The organism is Rhizobium nepotum 39/7 (genome assembly GCF_000949865.1).
GTDB lineage: Bacteria > Pseudomonadota > Alphaproteobacteria > Rhizobiales > Rhizobiaceae > Agrobacterium > Agrobacterium nepotum.
The window spans coordinates 1-19104 of the sequence record NZ_JWJH01000004.1; the positions used below are offsets into that span (position 1 = coordinate 1).

The 19104-nt window shown below is 58.1% G+C and carries 18 protein-coding genes and 1 riboswitch; of the genes, 13 read left to right on the forward strand and 5 right to left on the reverse strand.

Annotation, left to right across the window (positions count from 1 at the left end; all coding sequences use genetic code 11):
* The first annotated feature begins 205 nt into the window (after positions 1-205).
* Positions 206-2014, forward strand: coding sequence for a DNA helicase RecQ (recQ, locus tag RS75_RS04685; protein WP_045017909.1), 1809 nt, complete (start codon positions 206-208; stop codon positions 2012-2014).
* Positions 2015-2071: 57 nt separating this feature from the next.
* Here recQ and RS75_RS04690 read toward each other — a convergent pair whose 3' ends face one another.
* On the reverse strand, positions 2072-3304 hold the full coding sequence (locus RS75_RS04690; RefSeq protein WP_045017911.1) for an ROK family transcriptional regulator: 1233 nt from the start codon (positions 3302-3304) through the stop codon (positions 2072-2074).
* A 264-nt stretch (positions 3305-3568) separates the two neighbouring features.
* Here RS75_RS04690 and RS75_RS04695 point away from each other — a divergent pair, with 264 nt between their 5' ends.
* The 8 genes from RS75_RS04695 (at position 3569) to nrdF (ending at position 11705) form a co-directional block, all read left to right on the forward strand.
* The gene (locus tag RS75_RS04695; RefSeq protein WP_045017913.1) at positions 3569-4591 is read left to right on the forward strand and encodes a sugar ABC transporter substrate-binding protein; all 1023 of its coding nucleotides are present in this window, start codon (positions 3569-3571) and stop codon (positions 4589-4591) included.
* 220 nt (positions 4592-4811) lie between these two features.
* Positions 4812-5894 (forward strand): ABC transporter permease, encoded by a 1083-nt coding sequence (locus RS75_RS04700; RefSeq protein WP_045017915.1) that lies wholly within the window; start codon positions 4812-4814, stop codon positions 5892-5894.
* Positions 5894-6676: an ATP-binding cassette domain-containing protein gene (locus tag RS75_RS04705; RefSeq protein WP_045017917.1), complete on the forward strand. Its 783-nt coding sequence runs from the start codon at positions 5894-5896 to the stop codon at positions 6674-6676. Before RS75_RS04700 ends, RS75_RS04705 begins: the two co-directional genes overlap by 1 nt.
* Positions 6673-7302, forward strand: coding sequence for a nucleoside triphosphate hydrolase (locus RS75_RS04710; protein WP_045017919.1), 630 nt, complete (start codon positions 6673-6675; stop codon positions 7300-7302). The genes RS75_RS04705 and RS75_RS04710 overlap by 4 nt, the downstream gene beginning before the upstream one ends.
* Positions 7303-7426: 124 nt before the next feature.
* A riboswitch (cobalamin riboswitch) is annotated at positions 7427-7650 on the forward strand.
* Positions 7651-7905: 255 nt separating this feature from the next.
* Positions 7906-8127 carry a glutaredoxin-like protein NrdH gene (gene nrdH, locus RS75_RS04715; RefSeq protein ID WP_045017921.1) on the forward strand — a complete coding sequence of 74 codons (222 nt, stop codon included), beginning with the start codon at positions 7906-7908 and terminating at the stop codon, positions 8125-8127.
* A 12-nt stretch (positions 8128-8139) separates the two neighbouring features.
* Positions 8140-8538 carry a class Ib ribonucleoside-diphosphate reductase assembly flavoprotein NrdI gene (nrdI, locus tag RS75_RS04720; RefSeq protein WP_045017927.1) on the forward strand — a complete coding sequence of 133 codons (399 nt, stop codon included), beginning with the start codon at positions 8140-8142 and terminating at the stop codon, positions 8536-8538.
* The gene (gene nrdE, locus RS75_RS04725; protein WP_045017929.1) at positions 8526-10715 is read left to right on the forward strand and encodes a class 1b ribonucleoside-diphosphate reductase subunit alpha; all 2190 of its coding nucleotides are present in this window, start codon (positions 8526-8528) and stop codon (positions 10713-10715) included. The genes nrdI and nrdE overlap by 13 nt, the downstream gene beginning before the upstream one ends.
* Positions 10716-10730: 15 nt before the next feature.
* Positions 10731-11705, forward strand: coding sequence for a class 1b ribonucleoside-diphosphate reductase subunit beta (gene nrdF / locus RS75_RS04730; RefSeq protein ID WP_045017931.1), 975 nt, complete (start codon positions 10731-10733; stop codon positions 11703-11705).
* Between the two features lie 90 nt (positions 11706-11795).
* On the opposite strand, the gene RS75_RS04735 is transcribed toward nrdF, so the two are convergent.
* Positions 11796-12899, reverse strand: a complete 1104-nt coding sequence (locus RS75_RS04735; protein ID WP_045017933.1) for an alpha/beta hydrolase — start codon at positions 12897-12899, stop codon at positions 11796-11798.
* Positions 12900-13054: 155 nt separating this feature from the next.
* Between RS75_RS04735 and recF the strand changes: the two genes are divergently transcribed.
* From recF to RS75_RS04750, 3 genes are read left to right on the forward strand one after another with little or no spacing between them, the layout of a single operon-like run.
* Positions 13055-14182: a DNA replication/repair protein RecF gene (gene recF, locus RS75_RS04740; RefSeq protein WP_045017935.1), complete on the forward strand. Its 1128-nt coding sequence runs from the start codon at positions 13055-13057 to the stop codon at positions 14180-14182.
* Positions 14183-14204: 22 nt separating this feature from the next.
* Positions 14205-14972, forward strand: coding sequence for a molybdopterin-synthase adenylyltransferase MoeB (locus tag RS75_RS04745; RefSeq protein ID WP_045017937.1), 768 nt, complete (start codon positions 14205-14207; stop codon positions 14970-14972).
* Positions 14969-15445, forward strand: coding sequence for a GNAT family N-acetyltransferase (locus tag RS75_RS04750; RefSeq protein ID WP_045017939.1), 477 nt, complete (start codon positions 14969-14971; stop codon positions 15443-15445). Before RS75_RS04745 ends, RS75_RS04750 begins: the two co-directional genes overlap by 4 nt.
* A 44-nt stretch (positions 15446-15489) precedes the next feature.
* On the opposite strand, the gene RS75_RS04755 is transcribed toward RS75_RS04750, so the two are convergent.
* Both RS75_RS04755 and RS75_RS04760 read right to left on the reverse strand, forming a co-directional pair.
* Positions 15490-16179 (reverse strand): hypothetical protein, encoded by a 690-nt coding sequence (locus RS75_RS04755; RefSeq protein WP_045017940.1) that lies wholly within the window; start codon positions 16177-16179, stop codon positions 15490-15492.
* Between the two features lie 49 nt (positions 16180-16228).
* Positions 16229-17233, reverse strand: coding sequence for a 2-hydroxyacid dehydrogenase (locus tag RS75_RS04760; protein ID WP_045017942.1), 1005 nt, complete (start codon positions 17231-17233; stop codon positions 16229-16231).
* 181 nt (positions 17234-17414) lie between these two features.
* Here RS75_RS04760 and RS75_RS04765 point away from each other — a divergent pair, with 181 nt between their 5' ends.
* On the forward strand, positions 17415-17948 hold the full coding sequence (locus RS75_RS04765) for an SH3 domain-containing protein (protein ID WP_045018326.1): 534 nt from the start codon (positions 17415-17417) through the stop codon (positions 17946-17948).
* On the opposite strand, the gene RS75_RS04770 is transcribed toward RS75_RS04765, so the two are convergent.
* Positions 17941-18933, reverse strand: coding sequence for an adenosine kinase (locus RS75_RS04770; RefSeq protein WP_045017944.1), 993 nt, complete (start codon positions 18931-18933; stop codon positions 17941-17943). The genes RS75_RS04765 and RS75_RS04770 overlap by 8 nt on opposite strands.
* Positions 18934-19104 lie beyond the last annotated feature (171 nt).

Sequence of the window (19104 nt, forward strand, 5' to 3'; positions counted from 1 at the left end):
ACAAACGCCGCCCTCAGGGGCGGCTTTTGCGTTTCCAACACCACAATAGTCCAAACAAATACGCCCGGCCTGGGACTGTTGAAACAGGGTGAGCACAGACCTTCAATTCCCGCTCGTTTTCTGCTGCTGATTCAGCCTTTCGACATTGCGATAGACATGGATTTGGCCATGATGCGCAAACCGTCCAGATCAGAAGAAAGTCGCCGTGACCACCGATCCTTTGCAGATTCTCAAGACCGTCTATGGTTACGACGCGTTTCGCGGGCAGCAGGCCGAAATCATCAGGCATGTGATGGCGGGTAACAATGCGTTCGTTTTGATGCCGACGGGTGGTGGAAAGTCACTTTGTTACCAGATTCCGGCGCTCGCCCGTAATGGCATGGGACTTGTCGTTTCGCCACTGATCGCGCTGATGGTCGATCAGGTGGCTGCCCTGCGTCAGGCCGGCGTACGGGCCGAAGCACTCAATTCAGATCTGTTGCCGGATGAGCGCAGGGCGCTGTGGCGGGAGATGCGGGCCGGCAATGTCGATATTCTCTATGCGGCGCCTGAAACCCTTCTCAAGCCGGATGTTCTGGACGCGCTTCAGCCCATTGGCCTGTCGCTGATCGCGATCGACGAGGCCCACTGCCTGTCGCAATGGGGGCATGATTTCCGCCCGCCTTACCGTCAGCTCGACACGCTGATCGAGCGCTTCCCGGATACGCCGCGCATGGCGCTGACGGCGACTGCCGATGAGCCGACCCGCGCCGAAATTCTGGGTCATCTCGGGATCGACGAAAACGACGCCTTCATCGCGGGATTCGATCGTCCCAATATCCGTTATGCGATTATGGAGAAGGATAATCCCCGCGCGCAGCTGAAACGCTTTCTCAAAGGACGGGAGCACGAAAGCGGCATCGTCTACTGCCTTTCCAAACGCAAGGTGGATGAAACGGCGGCATGGCTGCGGGAAGAGGGGCGCGACGCGCTGCCCTATCATGCCGGCATGGACAAGGCCGCCCGTGAGGTGAACCAGACCCACTTCCAGCACGGCGAGGCGGTCATTATCGTTGCGACCGTAGCCTTCGGCATGGGCATCGACAAACCGGATGTACGCTTCGTTGTCCATGTCGATCTGCCCGGCAGCATCGAGGCTTATTATCAGGAAACCGGTCGCGCCGGCCGTGATGGTCTGCCGTCCGAGGTGCTTATGCTCTACGGTTATGAAGACATCGCATTGCGTAATCGCTTTATCGAAGAGTCGGATGCCGCCGATCAGCGCAAATATATGGAGCGTCAGAAGCTCGATGCACTGCTTGGCCTTGCGGAAACCGCAGGTTGCCGCCGGCAGGTGCTGTTGTCCTATTTCGGTGACGGGTGCGAGCCCTGCGACAATTGCGACACCTGTGCGGAACCGCCGGACCTGTTTGACGGAGCCATCGCCGCGCAAAAGCTGCTCTCCTGCATTTATCGCACCGGTGAACGTTTCGGCCAGGCCTATGTCATCCGTGTATTGCTGGGCATGGAGGATGAGCGGATTTCCAGTTTCGGGCATGATCGCATCACGACCTATGGGATTGGCAAAGAGCATGACAATCGCACATGGCGGGCCATTCTGCGTCAGATGGTTGCGCTGCGCCTGATTGAAGTGGATCTGTCCGGGCATGGCGGATTGTCAATTTCCGAAGACGGAAGGCGGTTCCTGCGCGAAAAGCCTTCGCTGATGTTGCGGATACCCTCCGCACCCCGTTCGGCACGACAGCAGGCACCTCGCAGCTCCGCGTCGACGGCTTTGCCGGAGGCTGATCGCAGCCTTTTTGAGGCGCTACGCGCGAAGCGTATGGAAATTGCCCGCGCGCAAAACGTTCCGCCCTACGTGATTTTCCACGACAAGACGCTGGTTGAGCTCGCTGCGGCGAAACCGGCCACGGTGACGGAAATGGCGCGGATACCCGGAGTAGGGGACACCAAACTGGAACGTTACGGTCCGGCCTTTCTGACCGCGATCATGCAGCATGCCGCCGGCGACTGACCGATAGAAAAATTCAGAAAATAGCCGGGTAAGGAAACGGCGGCGAGGCCTTAAGCTTCACCCCGTCGTGTCCTTGAACAGAACGTTCTGGTCTATGAGATAACGGGAAAACAAGGGCAGACTTGCTCCCCCGATCGCCCGGGCCTGGCTGCCGACGACGCCCTCGACGATCTCCGGCAGCGTGACGCCCTGAAGATCGTGATGCTTGAGGGCAAGTCGGGTGGCGGAAACGATTCTCGTTCTCACCCAGTCTGGAAAACCGCCATCGATAATGACGCTGGAAAAATCGATGATGGAAGCTGCGGCGATGACGGCCTGGGCCAGGGCGGCGGCGGTTTTTCCGATCCAGCTTTCCAGTGGTTCGCCGAAATCGATCCACTCATCCGGCGAGAACCACAGGGGGCGCGGATCGATGCCGCGTTCGCGTAGCATGTTTTCCAGAACGAAGATCGAGGCAATTTTCAGAAGCTGGACCGTATTGCCGTCCTGTCCCTGAACCGGCAGGGGGCCGATTGCGCCGGCGGTGCCCGTCTTTCCGGAAAACAGTGCGGAATTCAAAACGACGCCGCCTCCAATGAAGGAACCGATGAACACGTATAGGAAATCGGGATAGTTCTGGCCCGCGCCAAAAACAAGTTCTGCACCGCAGGCGCTGGTCGCATCGTTCTGTAGAAAAACCGGGTAACTGATGCCGTCCGCAATTTCCGAACGGATATCGACGTCCCGCCACCGCTCCATTTCATTTTGCGGCGCGCCCACTTCCTGCGCCCAATTCCACAGTTCGAACGGGGCAGCGATGCCGACGCCGGCAATTTTTTGCCGTTGTGCCGGTGAGAGCTTCGATTCGAGTTCGGCTATGCCCTCGATCACGAACGGTAAAATCCACTCCGGCATGGGGTATGGATAGGTTCTGCGGAGCTTGAGCTTGATCCGGCCGACAAAATCCATCAGCACGAGATCGACGCTGCGCCGGCCAATTTTTACGCCGAAAGAGAAAACGGCATCGGGATTGAGGCGCATCGGCGTCGAAGGTTGTCCGACTTTGCCGCGCAGTCTTTCACCACGAATAAGCAGGCCGTCACTTTCCAGCGAGCGCATGATGACCGATACGGTCTGCGCCGAGAGGCCGCAAAGTCTGGATATTTCGGCTTTCGACAATCCGCCGTGGCGGCGAACGAGAGACAGCACGAGCCGCTCGTTATAAGCGCGCACGCCGATCTGGTTTGCACCGCCGCTCATATCCATAATGGTGGACGGCGCGGGCGGCGCCGTCTCGACAGATTGTGTCATAGTCTCATCCTCCCGCCCGCCATATCCGCCGCGACCGATACGTCCAGGCTTTATGGCAATCTTGCTATCGCAACGTAAACGACGCGGCGATATTCCTCCCTGCCGCATATTAGAATGCCATACGGAATTAATAATTCAATCGGATTTATTTATTGACAGCCGTTTCCTTTGATGGTTCCATCTATGCAACGGTCGTTATTCTCGGAGGAGAAGAGATCGTCGGGTAACCGTAACGGTACTCAAATATTCAATGGGAGGATTACAATGAAGACAACTGTTTCCGCTCTTCTGGGCGCGCTCGCGCTTGGCGTTTCTTTTGCGTCCGTGGCGTCCGCTGCCGATACTTCGGTTTGCCTCGTTACCAAAACCGATACCAATCCCTTTTTCGTCAAGATGAAGGAAGGCGCAACCGCCAAGGCTAAAGAACTCGGCGTGACGCTGAAGTCCTACGCCGGCAAGATCGACGGCGATTCCGAAAGCCAGGTTGCCGCCATCGAGACCTGCATCGCCGATGGCGCCAAGGGTATCCTGATTACCGCATCGGACACGAAGGGCATCGTTCCGGCCGTGCAGAAGGCGCGCGATGCCGGTCTTCTGGTCATCGCCCTCGATACGCCTCTCGAACCCGTCGATGCTGCCGATTCCACCTTCGCTACCGACAATCTTCTGGCCGGCGAGCTGATCGGAAAATGGGCGGCCGGCTCCCTCGGCGACAAGGCCAAGGATGCGAAGATCGCCTTCCTCAACCTCACGCCTTCCCAGCCAACCGTTGACGTGCTGCGCAACCAGGGCTTCATGAAGGGCTTCGGCATCGACGTGAAGGACATCAACAAGATCGGTGATGAAGACGACAAGCGTATCGTCGGTCATGATGTTACCAATGGTAACGAAGAAGGCGGCCGCTCGGCGATGGAAAATCTGCTGCAGAAGGATCCGACCATCAACGTCGTCCACACCATCAACGAGCCTGCAGCCGCCGGTGCTTACGAAGCGCTGAAAGCAGTCGGTCGCGAAAAGGACGTTCTGATAGTTTCCGTCGATGGCGGTTGCCCGGGCGTCAAGAACGTCGCGGAAGGCGTGATTGGTGCAACGTCTCAGCAATATCCGCTGCTGATGGCGGCGCTTGGCGTGGAAGCCGTCAAGAAATTCGCCGATACGGGCGAAAAGCCGAAGCCGACAGCCGGCAAGAACTTCTTCGACACCGGCGTGACGTTGGTGACGGACAAGCCGGTCAAGGGTCTCGATTCGATCGATACCAAAGAAGGCCTGAAGAAGTGCTGGGGCTGATATCTCACCGCTGAAACCCGCGGGGGCATGTTGCCCCCGCCCTTGAACCGGAATGATTTAAGGCACGATCTGGGTGATCGGACAGGAACAAAACAGCGCGCCGGGCATCCGTGGACGGAACTGAGGCACGCTTCTCAACAGTTTGAATCTACGCATTGTCCCTCTGGAGAGCGATCCCTGTTTCGGGGATGATGCGATGGAGCGATCGGGAGGAAAATCCATGAGCGATCAGCCAGTGCGGGCTCAACCGCATAATGAATTTGAAACGGTGCTGTCGGGAAGCTCGACCCAGGTCGCCGCTTTCGATACGCATAACAAGAGTTTGCTTGAGAAATTCCAGCACTTTCTGCATTCCAGCCCGGCGGCTGTGCCGTTGATCGTGCTGGTGCTGTCGTTGGCCGTCTTCGGCATGACCCTGGGCGGCAAGTTTTTCTCGGCTTTTTCGCTGACGCTTATCCTTCAGCAGGTGGCAATTGTCGGCATCGTCGGTGCGGCACAGTCGCTGGTCATTCTGACCGCAGGCATCGATCTTTCGGTCGGTGCGATTATGGTCCTGTCCTCCGTCATCATGGGGCAGTTTACCTTCCGCTATGGCTTGCCTGCGGAACTCTCGATTATTTGTGGCCTCGCCGTCGGCGCATTTTGCGGTTTTATCAATGGCGTGCTGGTGTCGCGCATGCGGCTGCCGCCCTTCATCGTCACGCTCGGCATGTGGCAGATCGTTTTGGCCACCAATTTTCTCTATTCGGCCAACGAGACGATCCGCGGGCAGGACATCGCTCAGCAGGCGCCCATCCTGCAATTCTTCGGCAACAATATCCGTATCGGCAGCGCCGTCTTCACCTATGGCGTAATCGCCATGGTTCTGCTGGTTGCCCTGCTTTGGTATGTGCTCAACCGCACCGCCTGGGGCCGCCATCTTTATGCGGTGGGTGACGATCCCGATGCTGCCGAACTAGCCGGCGTCAACGTCAAGCGTATGCTGACGACGGTTTACACGCTTTCCGGCCTTATCTGCGCCTTCGCCGGCTGGGCCCTCATCGGCCGCATTGGCTCGGTATCGCCGACTGCCGGCCAATTCGCCAATATCGAATCCATCACCGCAGTGGTCATCGGCGGCCTGTCGCTGTTCGGCGGACGCGGTTCCATAATGGGCATGATCTTCGGCGCCCTGATCGTTGGTGTCTTTTCGCTGGGCCTCAGGCTTATCGGAACAGACCCGCAATGGACCTATCTGTTGATCGGCGTCCTTATCATCTTGGCTGTCGCAATCGACCAGTGGATCAGAAAGGTAGCAGGCTGATGACAAAAGAACCTATCCTCACAGCACGCAATCTCGTCAAACGCTACGGTCGCGTGACTGCACTCGACAATACCGACTTCGACCTTTATCCGGGCGAAATCCTCGCCGTCATCGGTGATAACGGTGCTGGAAAATCCACTCTGATCAAGGCGATTTCCGGTGCGGTGACACCCGATGAGGGCGAGATCAGGCTGGAAGGCCAGACCGTGCAGTTCCGCTCGCCCATTGAGGCGCGCAAGGCGGGCATCGAGACGGTCTATCAGAACCTTGCGCTTTCCCCTGCATTGTCCATAGCTGACAATATGTTTCTCGGCCGTGAAATCCGCAAACCCGGCATTCAGGGCAGCCTGTTCCGGGCGCTGGACCGCCCGGCCATGGAAAAGTTCGCCCGCGAGAAGCTGTCGGAACTCGGCCTGATGACGATCCAGAACATCAATCAGGCGGTGGAAACTCTCTCCGGCGGTCAGCGTCAGGGCGTCGCGGTGGCGCGTGCTGCTGCTTTCGGTTCCAAGGTCGTCATTCTTGACGAGCCGACGGCGGCACTCGGCGTCAAGGAAAGCCGCCGCGTTCTCGAGCTTATTCTGGATGTGCGCTCGCGCGGTCTGCCGATCGTTCTCATCTCGCACAACATGCCGCATGTTTTCGAGGTTGCGGACCGCATCCATATCCACCGGCTAGGCAAGCGTCTGTGCGTCATCAATCCGAAGGACTACACCATGTCCGACGCCGTCGCCTTCATGACCGGCGCCAAGGAAGCGCCAAAGGAAACGCTCGCCGCATGACGCTGAAGCTTGAAACGATCGCCGAAGACGTTCTTCGGCGGGCGCAGGATAAATCCCGTTTCATTATTGCCATTGCCGGTCCCCCTGGGGCCGGCAAATCCACACTGGCGGATGCCCTGTGCGATGCCCTCGTGAAGCGGGGCGAGGCGGCAGCTGTCCTGCCGATGGACGGCTTCCATATGGACAATGGCATTCTCGAGGAACGGGGGCTTTTACCGCGAAAGGGCGCGCCTGAAACCTTCGACGTGCGCGGTTTCCTCGATATCGTCTCCGCCGTCCGTGAGGGCGGGCAGGAGGTTCTTGTCCCGGTTTTCGACCGCTCCCGCGAAATAGCCATTGCCTCTGCCCGCGCCATCGCGCCGGAGACACGCTTCATTCTTGCCGAAGGCAACTATCTGCTGCTGAACGAAGCGCCGTGGACAAAGCTCTCCACCAGTTTCGATCTCACCATCCTCGTGGGTCCATCCGTCGCAGTGCTCGAGGAGCGCCTGTTGAAAAGATGGCAGGGCTATGGCCTCGATACGACTGAGATCCATGCCAAACTTTTCGAAAACGATCTTCCCAATGGAAAACGGGTGATCGAGAACTCCCGGCCCGCCGATATTCACATCGATATCTGGGAATAAGCCAACCTTCCGCAGCGGCGGCCAGCATTTTCCGTTAAGCCTTTATTGACCATGTGTTGAATCTTTTTGATCCACGGGCAGGGCTTTCGTATGTCTATTTATTGACGAAAAAAAATCCTCATATACTATATGTGGTGTTCAAGGTTCTTCCGATTCGCAAGAGTTGGGAGCTAAGATGGGAATTCGGTGCGCAACGCCATCATGGCGGAGTAATGCCGAGACTGCCCCCGCAACTGTAAGCGGTGAGCATCGTTCCAATTTGGGTCACTGGAGCCGAAAGCTGCGGGAAGGCCGGAATAGATGTTGTGACCCGCAAGTCAGGAGACCTGCCTTGAGCGAAAACGTCCACGGGCGGGGTGTCCGGAAGGAAGGTGTATGACGCAAATGAATTGCGTGCGCCCTTTTCTGCCCCTCCAGAACAAGCTTCGGGGTGAAGTCATGCCAGTGCATTTTTTTGAGTTCCTGCGCTCGTCGGCGTAGAGAGTGAGCCTATGCGGCTGGAGCCGCACGCCTTTTCTGATGACAGAACACCATCCCCACCCGATTGCGATTGCAATCGGCAATGTGAAGCCGTGTCCGAAATCGGCTTTGAAAGAGGAAACAATGACCGTTACCGTTTACAGCAAACCCGCTTGCGTTCAGTGCACCGCCACCTATCGCGCGCTTGACCGTATCGGCGTCAGCTACGAGATCATCGACATCTCCGAAGATGCGGACGCGCTCGATCACGTTCGAGGCCTTGGTTACATGCAGGTTCCCGTGGTCGTTGCCGGCGAACGCCATTGGGCGGGTTTCCGGCCGGACATGATCGGCTCGATCTGCTGAGGAGGCAGCGCTATGGGGCTGATCGTCTATTATTCCAGCCGGTCTGAAAACACTCATCGCTTCCTTCAAAAACTTGGACGACGGGTGCTTCGCCTGCCGCTTGGCACCGAGGAGGACGTGCCGCACGTCTCGGAGCCCTATGTGCTCGTCACCCCAACCTATGGCGGGGGCGGCACAAAAGGTGCGGTACCGAAGCCGGTCATCCGGTTTTTGAACGAGCCCTCGAACCGAAATCTCATTCGCGGCGTCATCGCGGCGGGAAATACGAATTTTGGCGCAGCTTTCGCATCTGCCGGAGATATCGTGTCGCGTAAATGCGCGGTGCCGTTTCTCTATCGCTTCGAGCTTCTCGGCACGGAGGAAGATGTCGCCAACGTCAACCATGGATTGGAACGATTTTGGACACGCTGACCTCGAATGCCGCGCTTAACAAGGATGTCAAACAGCAGGCATCCGCCCCCCATAAATCCCTGGACGTGGGCGTGGACTATCACGCGCTGAACGCGATGCTGAACCTCTATGACGCTGAGGGGAAAATCCAGCTCGACAAGGACCGCCTTGCCGCGCGGCAATATTTCCTCCAGCACGTCAACCAGAATACCGTCTTTTTCCATAACCTTCGCGAAAAGCTCGATTATCTGGTGACCGAGGGATATTACGAGCGCGACGTTCTGGATCAGTATTCCTTTAATTTCGTCCGCGACCTTTACGATGAGGCCTATGCCAGAAAGTTTCGCTTTCCGACCTTTCTCGGCGCCTTCAAATATTACACCTCCTATACGCTGAAGACTTTCGACGGAAAGCGCTATCTGGAGCGTTACGAGGACCGCGTCTGCATGGTGGCGCTGGCTCTGGCGCGTGGCGATGAGCAGCTTGCCCGCGATCTGGTCGATGAGATCATCTCCGGCCGCTTCCAGCCGGCAACCCCCACATTTCTCAACGCGGGCAAAAAGAGCCGCGGTGAACTGGTCTCGTGTTTTCTGCTGCGCGTGGAAGACAATATGGAAAGCATCGGCCGGTCCATCAATTCGGCCTTGCAGCTTTCCAAGCGCGGCGGCGGCGTAGCGTTGTCGCTGACCAATATTCGTGAAGCAGGCGCACCGATCAAGCATATCGAAAACCAGTCTTCCGGCGTCATCCCTGTCATGAAGCTGTTGGAAGACAGCTTTTCCTATGCCAACCAGCTTGGCGCGCGCCAAGGTGCTGGCGCGGTCTATCTGCATGCCCACCATCCGGATATCATGCGTTTCCTCGATACGAAGCGGGAAAACGCCGACGAAAAAATCCGCATCAAGACCCTGTCGCTTGGCGTGGTGATCCCGGATATCACCTTCGAACTCGCCAGGAACAACGAGGATATGTACCTGTTTTCGCCCTATGATGTGGAGCGGGTCTATGGCGTGCCGCTTACCGAGATTTCGGTCAGCGAAAAATATCAGGAAATGGTCGCCGACAGCCGCATTCGCAAGAAGAAGATGAAGGCGCGCGAGTTCTTTCAGGTGATCGCCGAAATCCAGTTCGAAAGCGGTTATCCCTACATCATGTTCGAAGATACGGTGAACCGCGCCAATCCGATCGCCGGCCGTATCAGCATGAGCAATCTCTGCTCGGAAATCCTGCAGGTCAGCGAGGCGAGCGAGTTCAATGCCGATCTCTCCTACAGCCATATGGGCAAGGATATTTCCTGCAATCTTGGCTCGCTCAATATCGCCTCGGCGATGGATTCGGCCGATTTTGGCAAGACGATCGAAACATCCATCCGGGCGCTGACGGCGGTTTCGGATATGAGCCACATCTCCTCGGTTCCGTCAGTGGAAAAGGGCAATGACGCCAGCCACGCCATCGGCCTTGGCCAGATGAACCTGCACGGCTATCTGGCGCGCGAGCGGATTTTCTACGGTTCCGAAGAAGGCATCGATTTCACCAATATCTATTTCTACACGGTGACCTATCACGCCATCCGCGCCAGCAACCGCCTTGCCGCAGAGAGGGGCCAGAGCTTCAAGGGCTTTGAAAACTCCAAATACGCCTCGGGCGAATATTTCGACAAATATACCGACCGCGAATGGCTGCCCGCGACAGAGAAGGTCCGCGACCTGTTCGAAAAAGCCGGCATTTCCATTCCGACGCAGGAGGACTGGAAGGCGTTGAAGCAGGCCGTCATGACATCGGGTCTCTATAACCAGAACCTTCAGGCCGTTCCGCCGACCGGCTCGATCTCCTATATCAACCATTCGACCTCCTCGATCCATCCGATCGTCTCGAAGATCGAAATCCGCAAGGAAGGCAAGATCGGCCGTGTTTATTACCCGGCTTCCTATCTTTCGAACGACAATCTCGAATATTATCAGGACGCCTACGAAATCGGCCCGGAAAAGATCATCGATACCTATGCGGCGGCCACCCAGCATGTCGATCAGGGCCTGTCGCTGACGCTGTTCTTCCGCGATACGGCAACGACACGCGATATCAACCGGGCGCAGATCTACGCCTGGAAGAAGGGCATCAAGACAATCTATTACATTCGTTTGCGCCAGATGGCGCTGGAAGGCACGCAGGTTCAGGGCTGCGTCTCCTGCGCGCTCTGAATTGAGGGACTGACCATGAACATTGCCGTAAAATCCGTGTCCCGCATTCGCGCGGTTAATTGGAACCGCATCGAGGACGACAAGGATCTCGAAGTCTGGAACCGTCTGACATCGAACTTCTGGCTTCCGGAAAAGGTGCCGCTCTCCAACGATATTCCCTCCTGGGGAACGCTGAAGCCGGAAGAGCAGAAACTGACGATCCGCGTCTTCACCGGGCTGACATTGCTCGACACGATCCAGAACGGCGTCGGCGCCGTGCGCCTGATGGCGGACGCCGCCACGCCGCATGAGGAGGCGGTGCTTTCGAACATCTCCTTCATGGAGGCCGTCCACGCCCGCTCCTATTCCTCGATTTTCTCGACGCTCTGCTCCACGCCGGACGTTGACGACGCCTATCGCTGGTCGGAGGAAAACGAGTTCCTGCAACGTAAATCCGCACTCATCATGCGCGAATATGACAGCGGCGATCCGCTGAAAATGAAGGTCGCCAGCGTGTTCCTGGAGAGCTTCCTGTTCTATTCCGGCTTCTACCTGCCGATGTTCTGGTCAAGCCGTGCGAGGCTCACCAACACGGCGGATCTGATCCGCCTCATCATCCGCGACGAGGCCGTGCACGGCTATTACATCGGCTACAAGTTCCAGCGGGCGCTGGAGCGTCTGGGCGAGAGCGAAAAACAGGAGATCAAGGATTTCGCCTTCGATCTCTTGCTCGAGCTTTACGACAACGAGGCGAAATATACGCAAGACCTCTATGATAGTGTCGGCCTGACCGGGGACGTCAAGCAGTTCCTGCATTACAACGCCAACAAGGCCCTGATGAATCTGGGTTACGAGGCGCTGTTTCCCGCCGAGGCCTGCCGGGTCAATCCGGCGATCCTGTCGGCGCTCTCGCCCAATGCCGACGAGAACCACGACTTCTTCTCTGGCTCCGGCTCGTCCTATGTCATCGGCAAGGCGGTCGCGACGGAAGATGAGGATTGGGATTTCTGAAGTCGGACGCGCGTCTCTTTGTTTTTACGCATATTCCGGACGTAAAACCGCTGCGCACTTTTATTGAAAATGCTTGAGAACCCGCAAAAACTATCGCGGGTTCACCACCTGGCTCGCAAGGCGGAAGGGGCTGGATACGGTTGCCCCGATCGCATCGAAAACGAAGGCTCCCGCACTGTTGATGCCGCTTCCGCGCCTGCTTGCCTCAAGTTGCGGAACCATGGAGGCCAGTGCGGCATAGCGGTCGTGATTGAGCGGGTCCGACGCCTCCAGATTGGAGATGTCGACGAATTGCACGCCTTCTTTCAGGGCGGCTTCCTGCACCTGATGGTCGGTGACATCCAGCGCGCCGATGCGGGTAACATCCGCGCCCAGTATGGAAGATGCTTTCAGGGCGCGGTCGTCCTTGGATACCAGAACGGTGAGCGGCGGGTTGAGCCGCCCGACCACCTCGATCTGCTTGCGGAACACATCGGCATCGATATCCGGCGCGGCCAGCACCACCTGGAGCTTGGCGATCACGTCGCTCCGACCTTCGAAGCGCAATTGCCGCAGCGCCTCCATCACCAGCCAGCCGCCCATGCTGTGGCCGAAGACGATGATGCTTTTACGTGGCGTCTGCCGGGTAAGGTCGGTCAGTACCGCGGCGAGCGCGTCACGCGAATAGGTCGCAGATTCCTTGTCGGCCACGTAACCGGTGAGGTTGGCCTGCGACGGCCAGGAAAAGACCAGCGGCACGCCGTCAATATTGGCATCGGCGGCCATTTGTGCCGCGCGGAACAGGGCTTCCTGATAGCTGTAATTATAGCCATGCACAAAAAGGGCGATCTGCTTGCCGGATCGCGTGACATCTCCAAGATCGGCGTTGAAGCGCGCTTTCGTCAACATGTCGGCCTTGGTGACGACAAAATCCCTTTTCGGGTCCGGCTTGCCCTGGGACCATTCGACTTTCCCGCTTTTATGGTTGGGCGGAATGGAGACGTCGAAGCGTGCGTAATTCGGCTCGGTCGCCCGCTCGGTGCCGAACCCCTTTTTCGCTTCCTTGTTTTTTTCCCGCGTGCTCGCCACATACGCGGTCACGATTTTAGTATCGCTGGTCTTGGTGTTTATTGCCTGCAGTACGTCCGCTCCCGGCCTACCCGCGCAGGATGAAAGGAGGCCAAAAGCGAGAAGGAGCGAAAAAATCAGGCGCATGAATGGGGGCCACCGTTGCGAGGAACGGCTCATAAATAACCGGACACTAAAAAAGTTGCTACTGGAGAATGGATTGCGCCACTCTGGCGCATCTTCGATGCAGACGGGGCCTTCCCCACCTTGCCATCCATCCATCTTCGTTTTAGGCCGTAAAGATGACGAATAAGGTGTCGCTTTTACGGCTGAAACTTACGGACTTCCGCAACTATGCGGCGGCGGCGCTTACGCTCGATGACCGCCATGTGGTGCTGACGGGCGATAACGGTTCCGGCAAGACCAATCTCCTGGAGGCCGTTTCCTTTCTTTCGCCCGGAAGAGGCCTGCGCCGTGCCACCCTGTCCGATGTGACGCGGGTAGGGGCGGAGGCTGCCGGGTTCTCGATTTTTGCCGATGTTGACGGCATGGATGGTGAAGTCGCCATCGGCACCGGGATCGAAGGTGATGGCGAAGTGGTGTCGCGCCGCCTGAGGCTGAACGGGACTTCGGTGAAGTCGGTCGATGAATTGACGGATCATCTGCGGGTGCTGTGGTTGACGCCCGCCATGGACGGCCTTTTTACCGGTTCGTCTTCGGATCGCCGGCGTTTCCTCGATCGGCTGGTGCTGTCGCTCGATCCCGCCCACGGGCGGCGGGCAAGTGACTTCGATAAGGCCATGCGCGGCCGCAACCGCCTGCTTTCGGAAGGCCGCTTCGATCCGGTCTGGCTGGACGGCATCGAAAAGCAGATGGCGGAACTCGGCATCTCCATGGCGGTCGCCCGTTATGAAATGCTCGGCCTTTTGAAGAGCCTCATCGAAGGGCGAGCCGGCAATGCGGCCTTCCCGTCGGCAGCGCTTTCGCTTTCGGGTTTCATGGACGACGTGCTCAACCGGCCCGCCGTGGATCTGGAAGATGAGTACAGGCTTATGTTGCGCGAGGGCCGATATCGTGACGCTGCGGCGGGCCGCACGCTCGATGGGCCGCACCGCGTCGATCTCTTCGTGCGCCATGCGGAAAAGAACATGGAGGCTGAGCGTTGTTCCACCGGGGAGCAGAAGGCGCTTCTGGTGGGGCTGGTGCTTGCCCATGCGCAACTCACCGCCAATATGACCGGCCATGCGCCGGTTCTGCTGCTGGACGAGATTGCTGCCCATCTGGATGAGGGAAGGCGTGCCGCCCTGTTCGATCTCATTCACGCGCTTGGCGGCCAGAGTTTCATGACCGGCACGGATGTGGCGATGTTCTCCGCCCTTGGTGACCGGGCGCAATTCTTCAATGTCGCCCATGGGGGCATCACGACATGAATGCGAAAAAATGGAGTGCGATATGGATCCGTTGAACCCGGAAGAAATAGAACGCTACAAGCGCCACATTCTTTTACCGGAAATCGGCGGTGCCGGGCAGCAGCGGCTGAAAGCGGCGCGCGTGCTGGTGATCGGGGCTGGTGGTCTCGGTGCGCCGGTCCTTCATTATCTCGCAGCCGCCGGTGTCGGTACGCTTGGCCTGATCGATGACGACGTGGTCTCCCTGTCCAATCTTCAGCGGCAGGTCATCCACGATACCGGCACGGTCGGTGAATTGAAAACCGCAAGCGCCCGCGCAGCCATCACCCGGCTCAATCCGCATGTCCGCACGCTCGTTTACGAGGAGCGCTTTTCGCAGGTCTGGGCGCATGACCATCTGCCATCCTTCGATCTCCTTATCGATGGCTCGGACAATTTCGATACGCGTTATGCCGCAGCCGATGCCGCAGCGGCTGCGAAAAGGCCGTTGGTAACGGGTGCCGTCGGTCGTTTCGATGGTTCCGTAACAGTGTTGAAACCCTATGAAGCGGGTGCCGACGGCAAACTGCTGCCGGGGTATCGCGATTTGTTTCCCGAGCCGCCGCCGCAGGGGCTCATCCCGAATTGCGCGGAAACGGGTATTGTCGGCGCACTGACCGGGGTGATCGGCACCATCATGGCCATGGAGGCGATCAAGGTGATTACCGGTGCCGGTGAGCCGTTGATCGGCCGGCTGCTCCTATATGATGCCCTGGCGGCCCGTTTCGAAACTATCCGTTACAAGCGGCGTCCCGAGACAAAGAAACCATGATCGAAATCGCAAAAATTGAAGAGGGATTTGGTCGCTGGCAGGAGTTGCTTGCGCTCATCATGTCTTCCTTCGCCTATATGGATGGCGTCATCGACCCACCGTCGTCGGCCCATCGCCTGACGCTTGAAAATCTCGAGGAAAAGGCGAAGGCGGAGATCGCTTTCGTGGCGTTGGACGGCGATGAGATAATGGGCTGCCTGTTTTGCCGGCCGGAACCGCCATCCAGCCTTTATGTCGGTAAGCTGTGTGTTTCCACAAAATCGCAGGGAAAGGGCATCGGCCGGATGCTTCTGGAAAGAGCCGAAGCATCGGCCCGTGAAATGGCGTTACCGGCACTGCGGCTGGAAACACGTATCGAGCTTGTCGGCAATCATGCCAGATTCGCTTCCTGGGGTTTCGTCAGGACCGCTGAAAACGCCCATGCCGGTTATGACCGTACGACGTCGATCGAAATGACGAAATTTCTGAGTTGAGACGGCGGCGCGCCTGATTGCCTGCTCGCAGACGCAGGACGAGCCTATCGCAAAAGGCCGGACTGAAGCATTTCGGAGAGAAAGACAGCTGAAACGCGGTCAAGACCCGTCTGCGGTTGGACTTCGGCCGATCCGACCCGCCAAACGCTTTTATCCGGCCCGCTGAATAGCTGGATTTCCGTGGCGACCTTGTGCGTGAGCGGGGCCGTTTTCGTGGCGTCCACCATCTGCTTCATAAGTTTCACGGAAGGCATGCGGCTGGTATCGCCGAGGTCGTTCGCCTTCGCAACAGTCTTCAGCCGCCGGAATGCGGGCCCGACATCCGGCAGGGAGCAGTTCATCTTTATCCGGGTCACAAAGAGACCTAGGGGTGATGGCGAACCCGTACGCGCAGGTTCGGCCTGACAACGCGCCCGCTCCGAACTCGCCACCCAGAGCCGCGCGAACTGCTCCGACTGTTCTTTGGTGGTTCCCTTTGGAGCATGGCCACCCTTGTTTTTGCGCTGCCATGCGACCGGATTGGCAACCAGATCCATGTCGGTGTATCGCGGGCCGCCACCCGAAGATCCCCACTCCTTATTCAGGCGAAGCATGCTGCCGCGATCAAAATTCAACCAGGCGCGATAATAGAGTTCCGCAGTCTGCTCGGGTGAAAGCGAAGCAGCCCGGACTGGCCCATTGATTAGAACGAGCAAAACGGAAATGAGCAGGAAAAGCTTCGTCTGGACTCTCATTGAACTCTCCATCGCATATGACGATTAAACGAGGCTTGTCTGAACCGGCTCAGCTCCGCCCCGGCAGAACCCGGTTCGGCGGGCGGTGCCCGTCGAAAAGCGTGCGGATGTTGATGATGACCTTGTCGCCCATCTCGATACGGCCCTCGATTGTTGCCGAACCCATATGCGGAAGCAGCACGACCTTGCCTTCCCTGGCGAGTTTGATGAGCTTGGGATTGACCGCAGGCTCGTTCTCATAAACGTCGAGGCCGGCGCCGGCGATCCTGCCGTCGCGCAGGCACTGGATCATCGCCGCCTCATCGATGATATCGCCACGGGCCGTGTTGACGATGTAGCTGGTCGGCTGCATCAGCGCCAGCCGCCGCGCGGAGATCAGGTGATAGGTCGCAGGTGTCGAAGGGCAATTGACGGAAACGATATCCACCCGCGCCAGCATCTGATCGAGACTGTCCCAGTAGGTCGCCTCAAGCTCCGCCTCGGTGGCCGGGTTGACGCGTTTGCGGTTGTGGTAGTGAATGGAGAGGCCAAAGGCCTTGGCGCGTCGGGCAACCGCCGTTCCGATGCGTCCCATGCCGACAATGCCGATGCGTTTGCCGGAAATGCGCCGCCCCAGCATCCATGTCGGCGACCAGCCCAGCCATTCGTCCGCGCCATTGGCGAGCACTCGTGTGCCCTCGATCATGCGGCGCGGCACGGCAAGCGCCAGCGCCATGGTGATGTCGGCGGTGTCTTCGGTCAGCACATTGGGGGTGTTGGTAACGGTAATGCCCCGTCGGGCCGCCGCGTCCACATCCACATGGTCTATGCCGTTGGAAAAGCTAGCGATCAGCTTCAGCTGCGGCCCGGCCTTCTCGATCATGGCGGCGGTGATGCGGTCCGTAACGGTCGGTACCAGAACGTCGACCTGCTGCATGGCAGCCACAAGCTCTTCCTCGCTGCGTTGCCTGTCGTCGATATTCAATTCGGCATCGAAGAGTTCCCGCATTCTGGTTTCGACGACGTCAGGCAATTTGCGGGTGATATAGACTGTCGGTCTCTTCTTGTGGGTCATCGTTTGCCGCTGCCTTGTTCAGAAGTCATTAACCAGAAAGAGCGATAATTTCTTTCAATCAGGGCGTTTCTACCAGACCCACCGGCGAAGACAAATAAAACTCGCTGAAGCTTGAGGCGTGTGGAAATGAGCCTCCTCGAATATCATCCGGTTTGCAGAAGGCAGGAAACGGAAAATGGGCATGCGCAGTGTGGTTTCTATGGTTTGCATTGCATTGTCTTTGGGCCTCCCTGGCGTGGCGAACGAAGCCATGGCGCAGGGCGCTGCGAAGGGCGCAAGCGGCTTGCCCTTGCCCCGTTTTGTCAGTCTGAAATCCAAGCGCGTCAACATGCGCATCGGACCCAGCACGGATTATGCCGTATCCTGGATGTATATGAAATCCGGAATGCCGGTCGAAATCATTCAGGAATACGAAAACTGGCGTCGCATCCGCGATGCCGACGGCACGGAAGGCTGGGTCAATCAGGCGCTGCTCTCCGGCGAGCGCACGGCCGTCGCAGCCCCCTGGATGCGTGGCAAGGGCAAGGATGTTTACGTCAACATGCGCCGCGACGCGCAGTCGGGCGCCTCCGTCACTGCGCGGCTGGAGCCGGGCGTCGTCTTCAGGATCGGCGAATGCAACGGCGACTGGTGTCGCGCCGAGGCCGGTCAGGCCTCAGGCTGGGTATCGCAGGGCGAAATCTGGGGCGCTTACCCCGGCGAGGCCTTTAAATAAGGCCGTGTTTCTCGCCCAGCGCCTTCAGGGATGACATCGGGCGCGGCCCGACCTGCTGAATGACGGCCGCGGCAGCAAGGCAGCCGAGTTTGCCGCAATCTTCCAGAGACCGGTCCTGCGTGTAACCGAACAGGAAGCCGGCGGCGAAAAGATCGCCTGCACCGGTTGTGTCAACCACGTCATATACCGGATAGGCGTCTACCTTCACGCGTTCGGTGCCGCGCAGAATAACGGCGCCTTCTTCGCTCATCGTCACCGCTGCGATCTTGCAATCGGCTGCGATTTTCGTCAGCGCCAGCTCGAAATCGTCGGTTTCGTAGAGCGAAAGAGCTTCCTGCTTGTTGGCGAAAACGATGTCCACCGTGCCGGAGCGCATCAGGTCGAGGAATTCTTCGCGGTAGCGATCGACGCAGAAGCTGTCGGAAAGCGTCATGGAGACTTCGCGACCGTTTTCATGCGCAATGCGGGCGCATTCGCGAATAGCGTCCTTGGCGCGCGGCGGATCCCATAGATAACCTTCGAAATAGGTGACTTTCGTTTCCGCCACCACATTCTCTTCGACGTCTTCCGGACCGAGATCGACGCAGGCGCCGAGGTAGGTGTTCATCGAGCGTTCGCCGTCTTCCGTGACGAAGATCATCGAACGGGCGGTCGGCGGAAATGTGCCTTCCGGCTTGGTTTCGAAATAGACGCCCTGCGCGCGGATATCGTGCTGGAAGATTTCTCCGAGCTGGTCTTCCGCCACCTTGCCGAAATAAGCGGCCCTGCCGCCGAAATTCGCCACGCCTGCGGCCGTGTTGCCCGCACTTCCACCGGAAGCTTCGAGAGCCGGTCCCATCAGCGAATAAAGCAGTTCGGCTCGCTCCGCGTCGATGAGGTTCATTGCGCCTTTGGTAATGGCATTGTCATTCAAAAACTGATCATCACAGCGGGAAATGATGTCGACGATGGCATTGCCGACAGTCAATACGTCGAATTTCGTCATAGGCCCTATCCGGTTTGCAGGGATACATATTTTCGAACGGTCTTAAACATTTCTGGCGGCAAGAAAAGCCCATAGGAGAAATATGCGGTTCTCCAGGAGCGCGCGAGATGCGTCATTTGCCTGTAATATGGTTAAGCTATCACTCCGGTCAGAGCAAAAGGTGTGTGAATG

What these genes read in the sequence shown, in the direction of transcription:
- RS75_RS04690 (WP_045017911.1), bottom strand. Translation starts at nt 3,304, where the DNA reads ATGACACAATCTGTCGAGACGGCGCCGCCCGCGCCGTCCACCATTATG.
- RS75_RS04695 (WP_045017913.1), top strand. Translation starts at nt 3,569, where the DNA reads ATGAAGACAACTGTTTCCGCTCTTCTGGGCGCGCTCGCGCTTGGCGTT.
- RS75_RS04700 (WP_045017915.1), top strand. Translation starts at nt 4,812, where the DNA reads ATGAGCGATCAGCCAGTGCGGGCTCAACCGCATAATGAATTTGAAACG.
- RS75_RS04705 (WP_045017917.1), top strand. Translation starts at nt 5,894, where the DNA reads ATGACAAAAGAACCTATCCTCACAGCACGCAATCTCGTCAAACGCTAC.
- RS75_RS04710 (WP_045017919.1), top strand. Translation starts at nt 6,673, where the DNA reads ATGACGCTGAAGCTTGAAACGATCGCCGAAGACGTTCTTCGGCGGGCG.
- nrdH (WP_045017921.1), top strand. Translation starts at nt 7,906, where the DNA reads ATGACCGTTACCGTTTACAGCAAACCCGCTTGCGTTCAGTGCACCGCC.
- nrdI (WP_045017927.1), top strand. Translation starts at nt 8,140, where the DNA reads ATGGGGCTGATCGTCTATTATTCCAGCCGGTCTGAAAACACTCATCGC.
- nrdF (WP_045017931.1), top strand. Translation starts at nt 10,731, where the DNA reads ATGAACATTGCCGTAAAATCCGTGTCCCGCATTCGCGCGGTTAATTGG.
- RS75_RS04735 (WP_045017933.1), bottom strand. Translation starts at nt 12,899, where the DNA reads ATGCGCCTGATTTTTTCGCTCCTTCTCGCTTTTGGCCTCCTTTCATCC.
- recF (WP_045017935.1), top strand. Translation starts at nt 13,055, where the DNA reads ATGACGAATAAGGTGTCGCTTTTACGGCTGAAACTTACGGACTTCCGC.
- RS75_RS04745 (WP_045017937.1), top strand. Translation starts at nt 14,205, where the DNA reads ATGGATCCGTTGAACCCGGAAGAAATAGAACGCTACAAGCGCCACATT.
- RS75_RS04750 (WP_045017939.1), top strand. Translation starts at nt 14,969, where the DNA reads ATGATCGAAATCGCAAAAATTGAAGAGGGATTTGGTCGCTGGCAGGAG.
- RS75_RS04755 (WP_045017940.1), bottom strand. Translation starts at nt 16,179, where the DNA reads ATGAGAGTCCAGACGAAGCTTTTCCTGCTCATTTCCGTTTTGCTCGTT.
- RS75_RS04760 (WP_045017942.1), bottom strand. Translation starts at nt 17,233, where the DNA reads ATGACCCACAAGAAGAGACCGACAGTCTATATCACCCGCAAATTGCCT.
- RS75_RS04765 (WP_045018326.1), top strand. Translation starts at nt 17,415, where the DNA reads ATGCGCAGTGTGGTTTCTATGGTTTGCATTGCATTGTCTTTGGGCCTC.
- RS75_RS04770 (WP_045017944.1), bottom strand. Translation starts at nt 18,933, where the DNA reads ATGACGAAATTCGACGTATTGACTGTCGGCAATGCCATCGTCGACATC.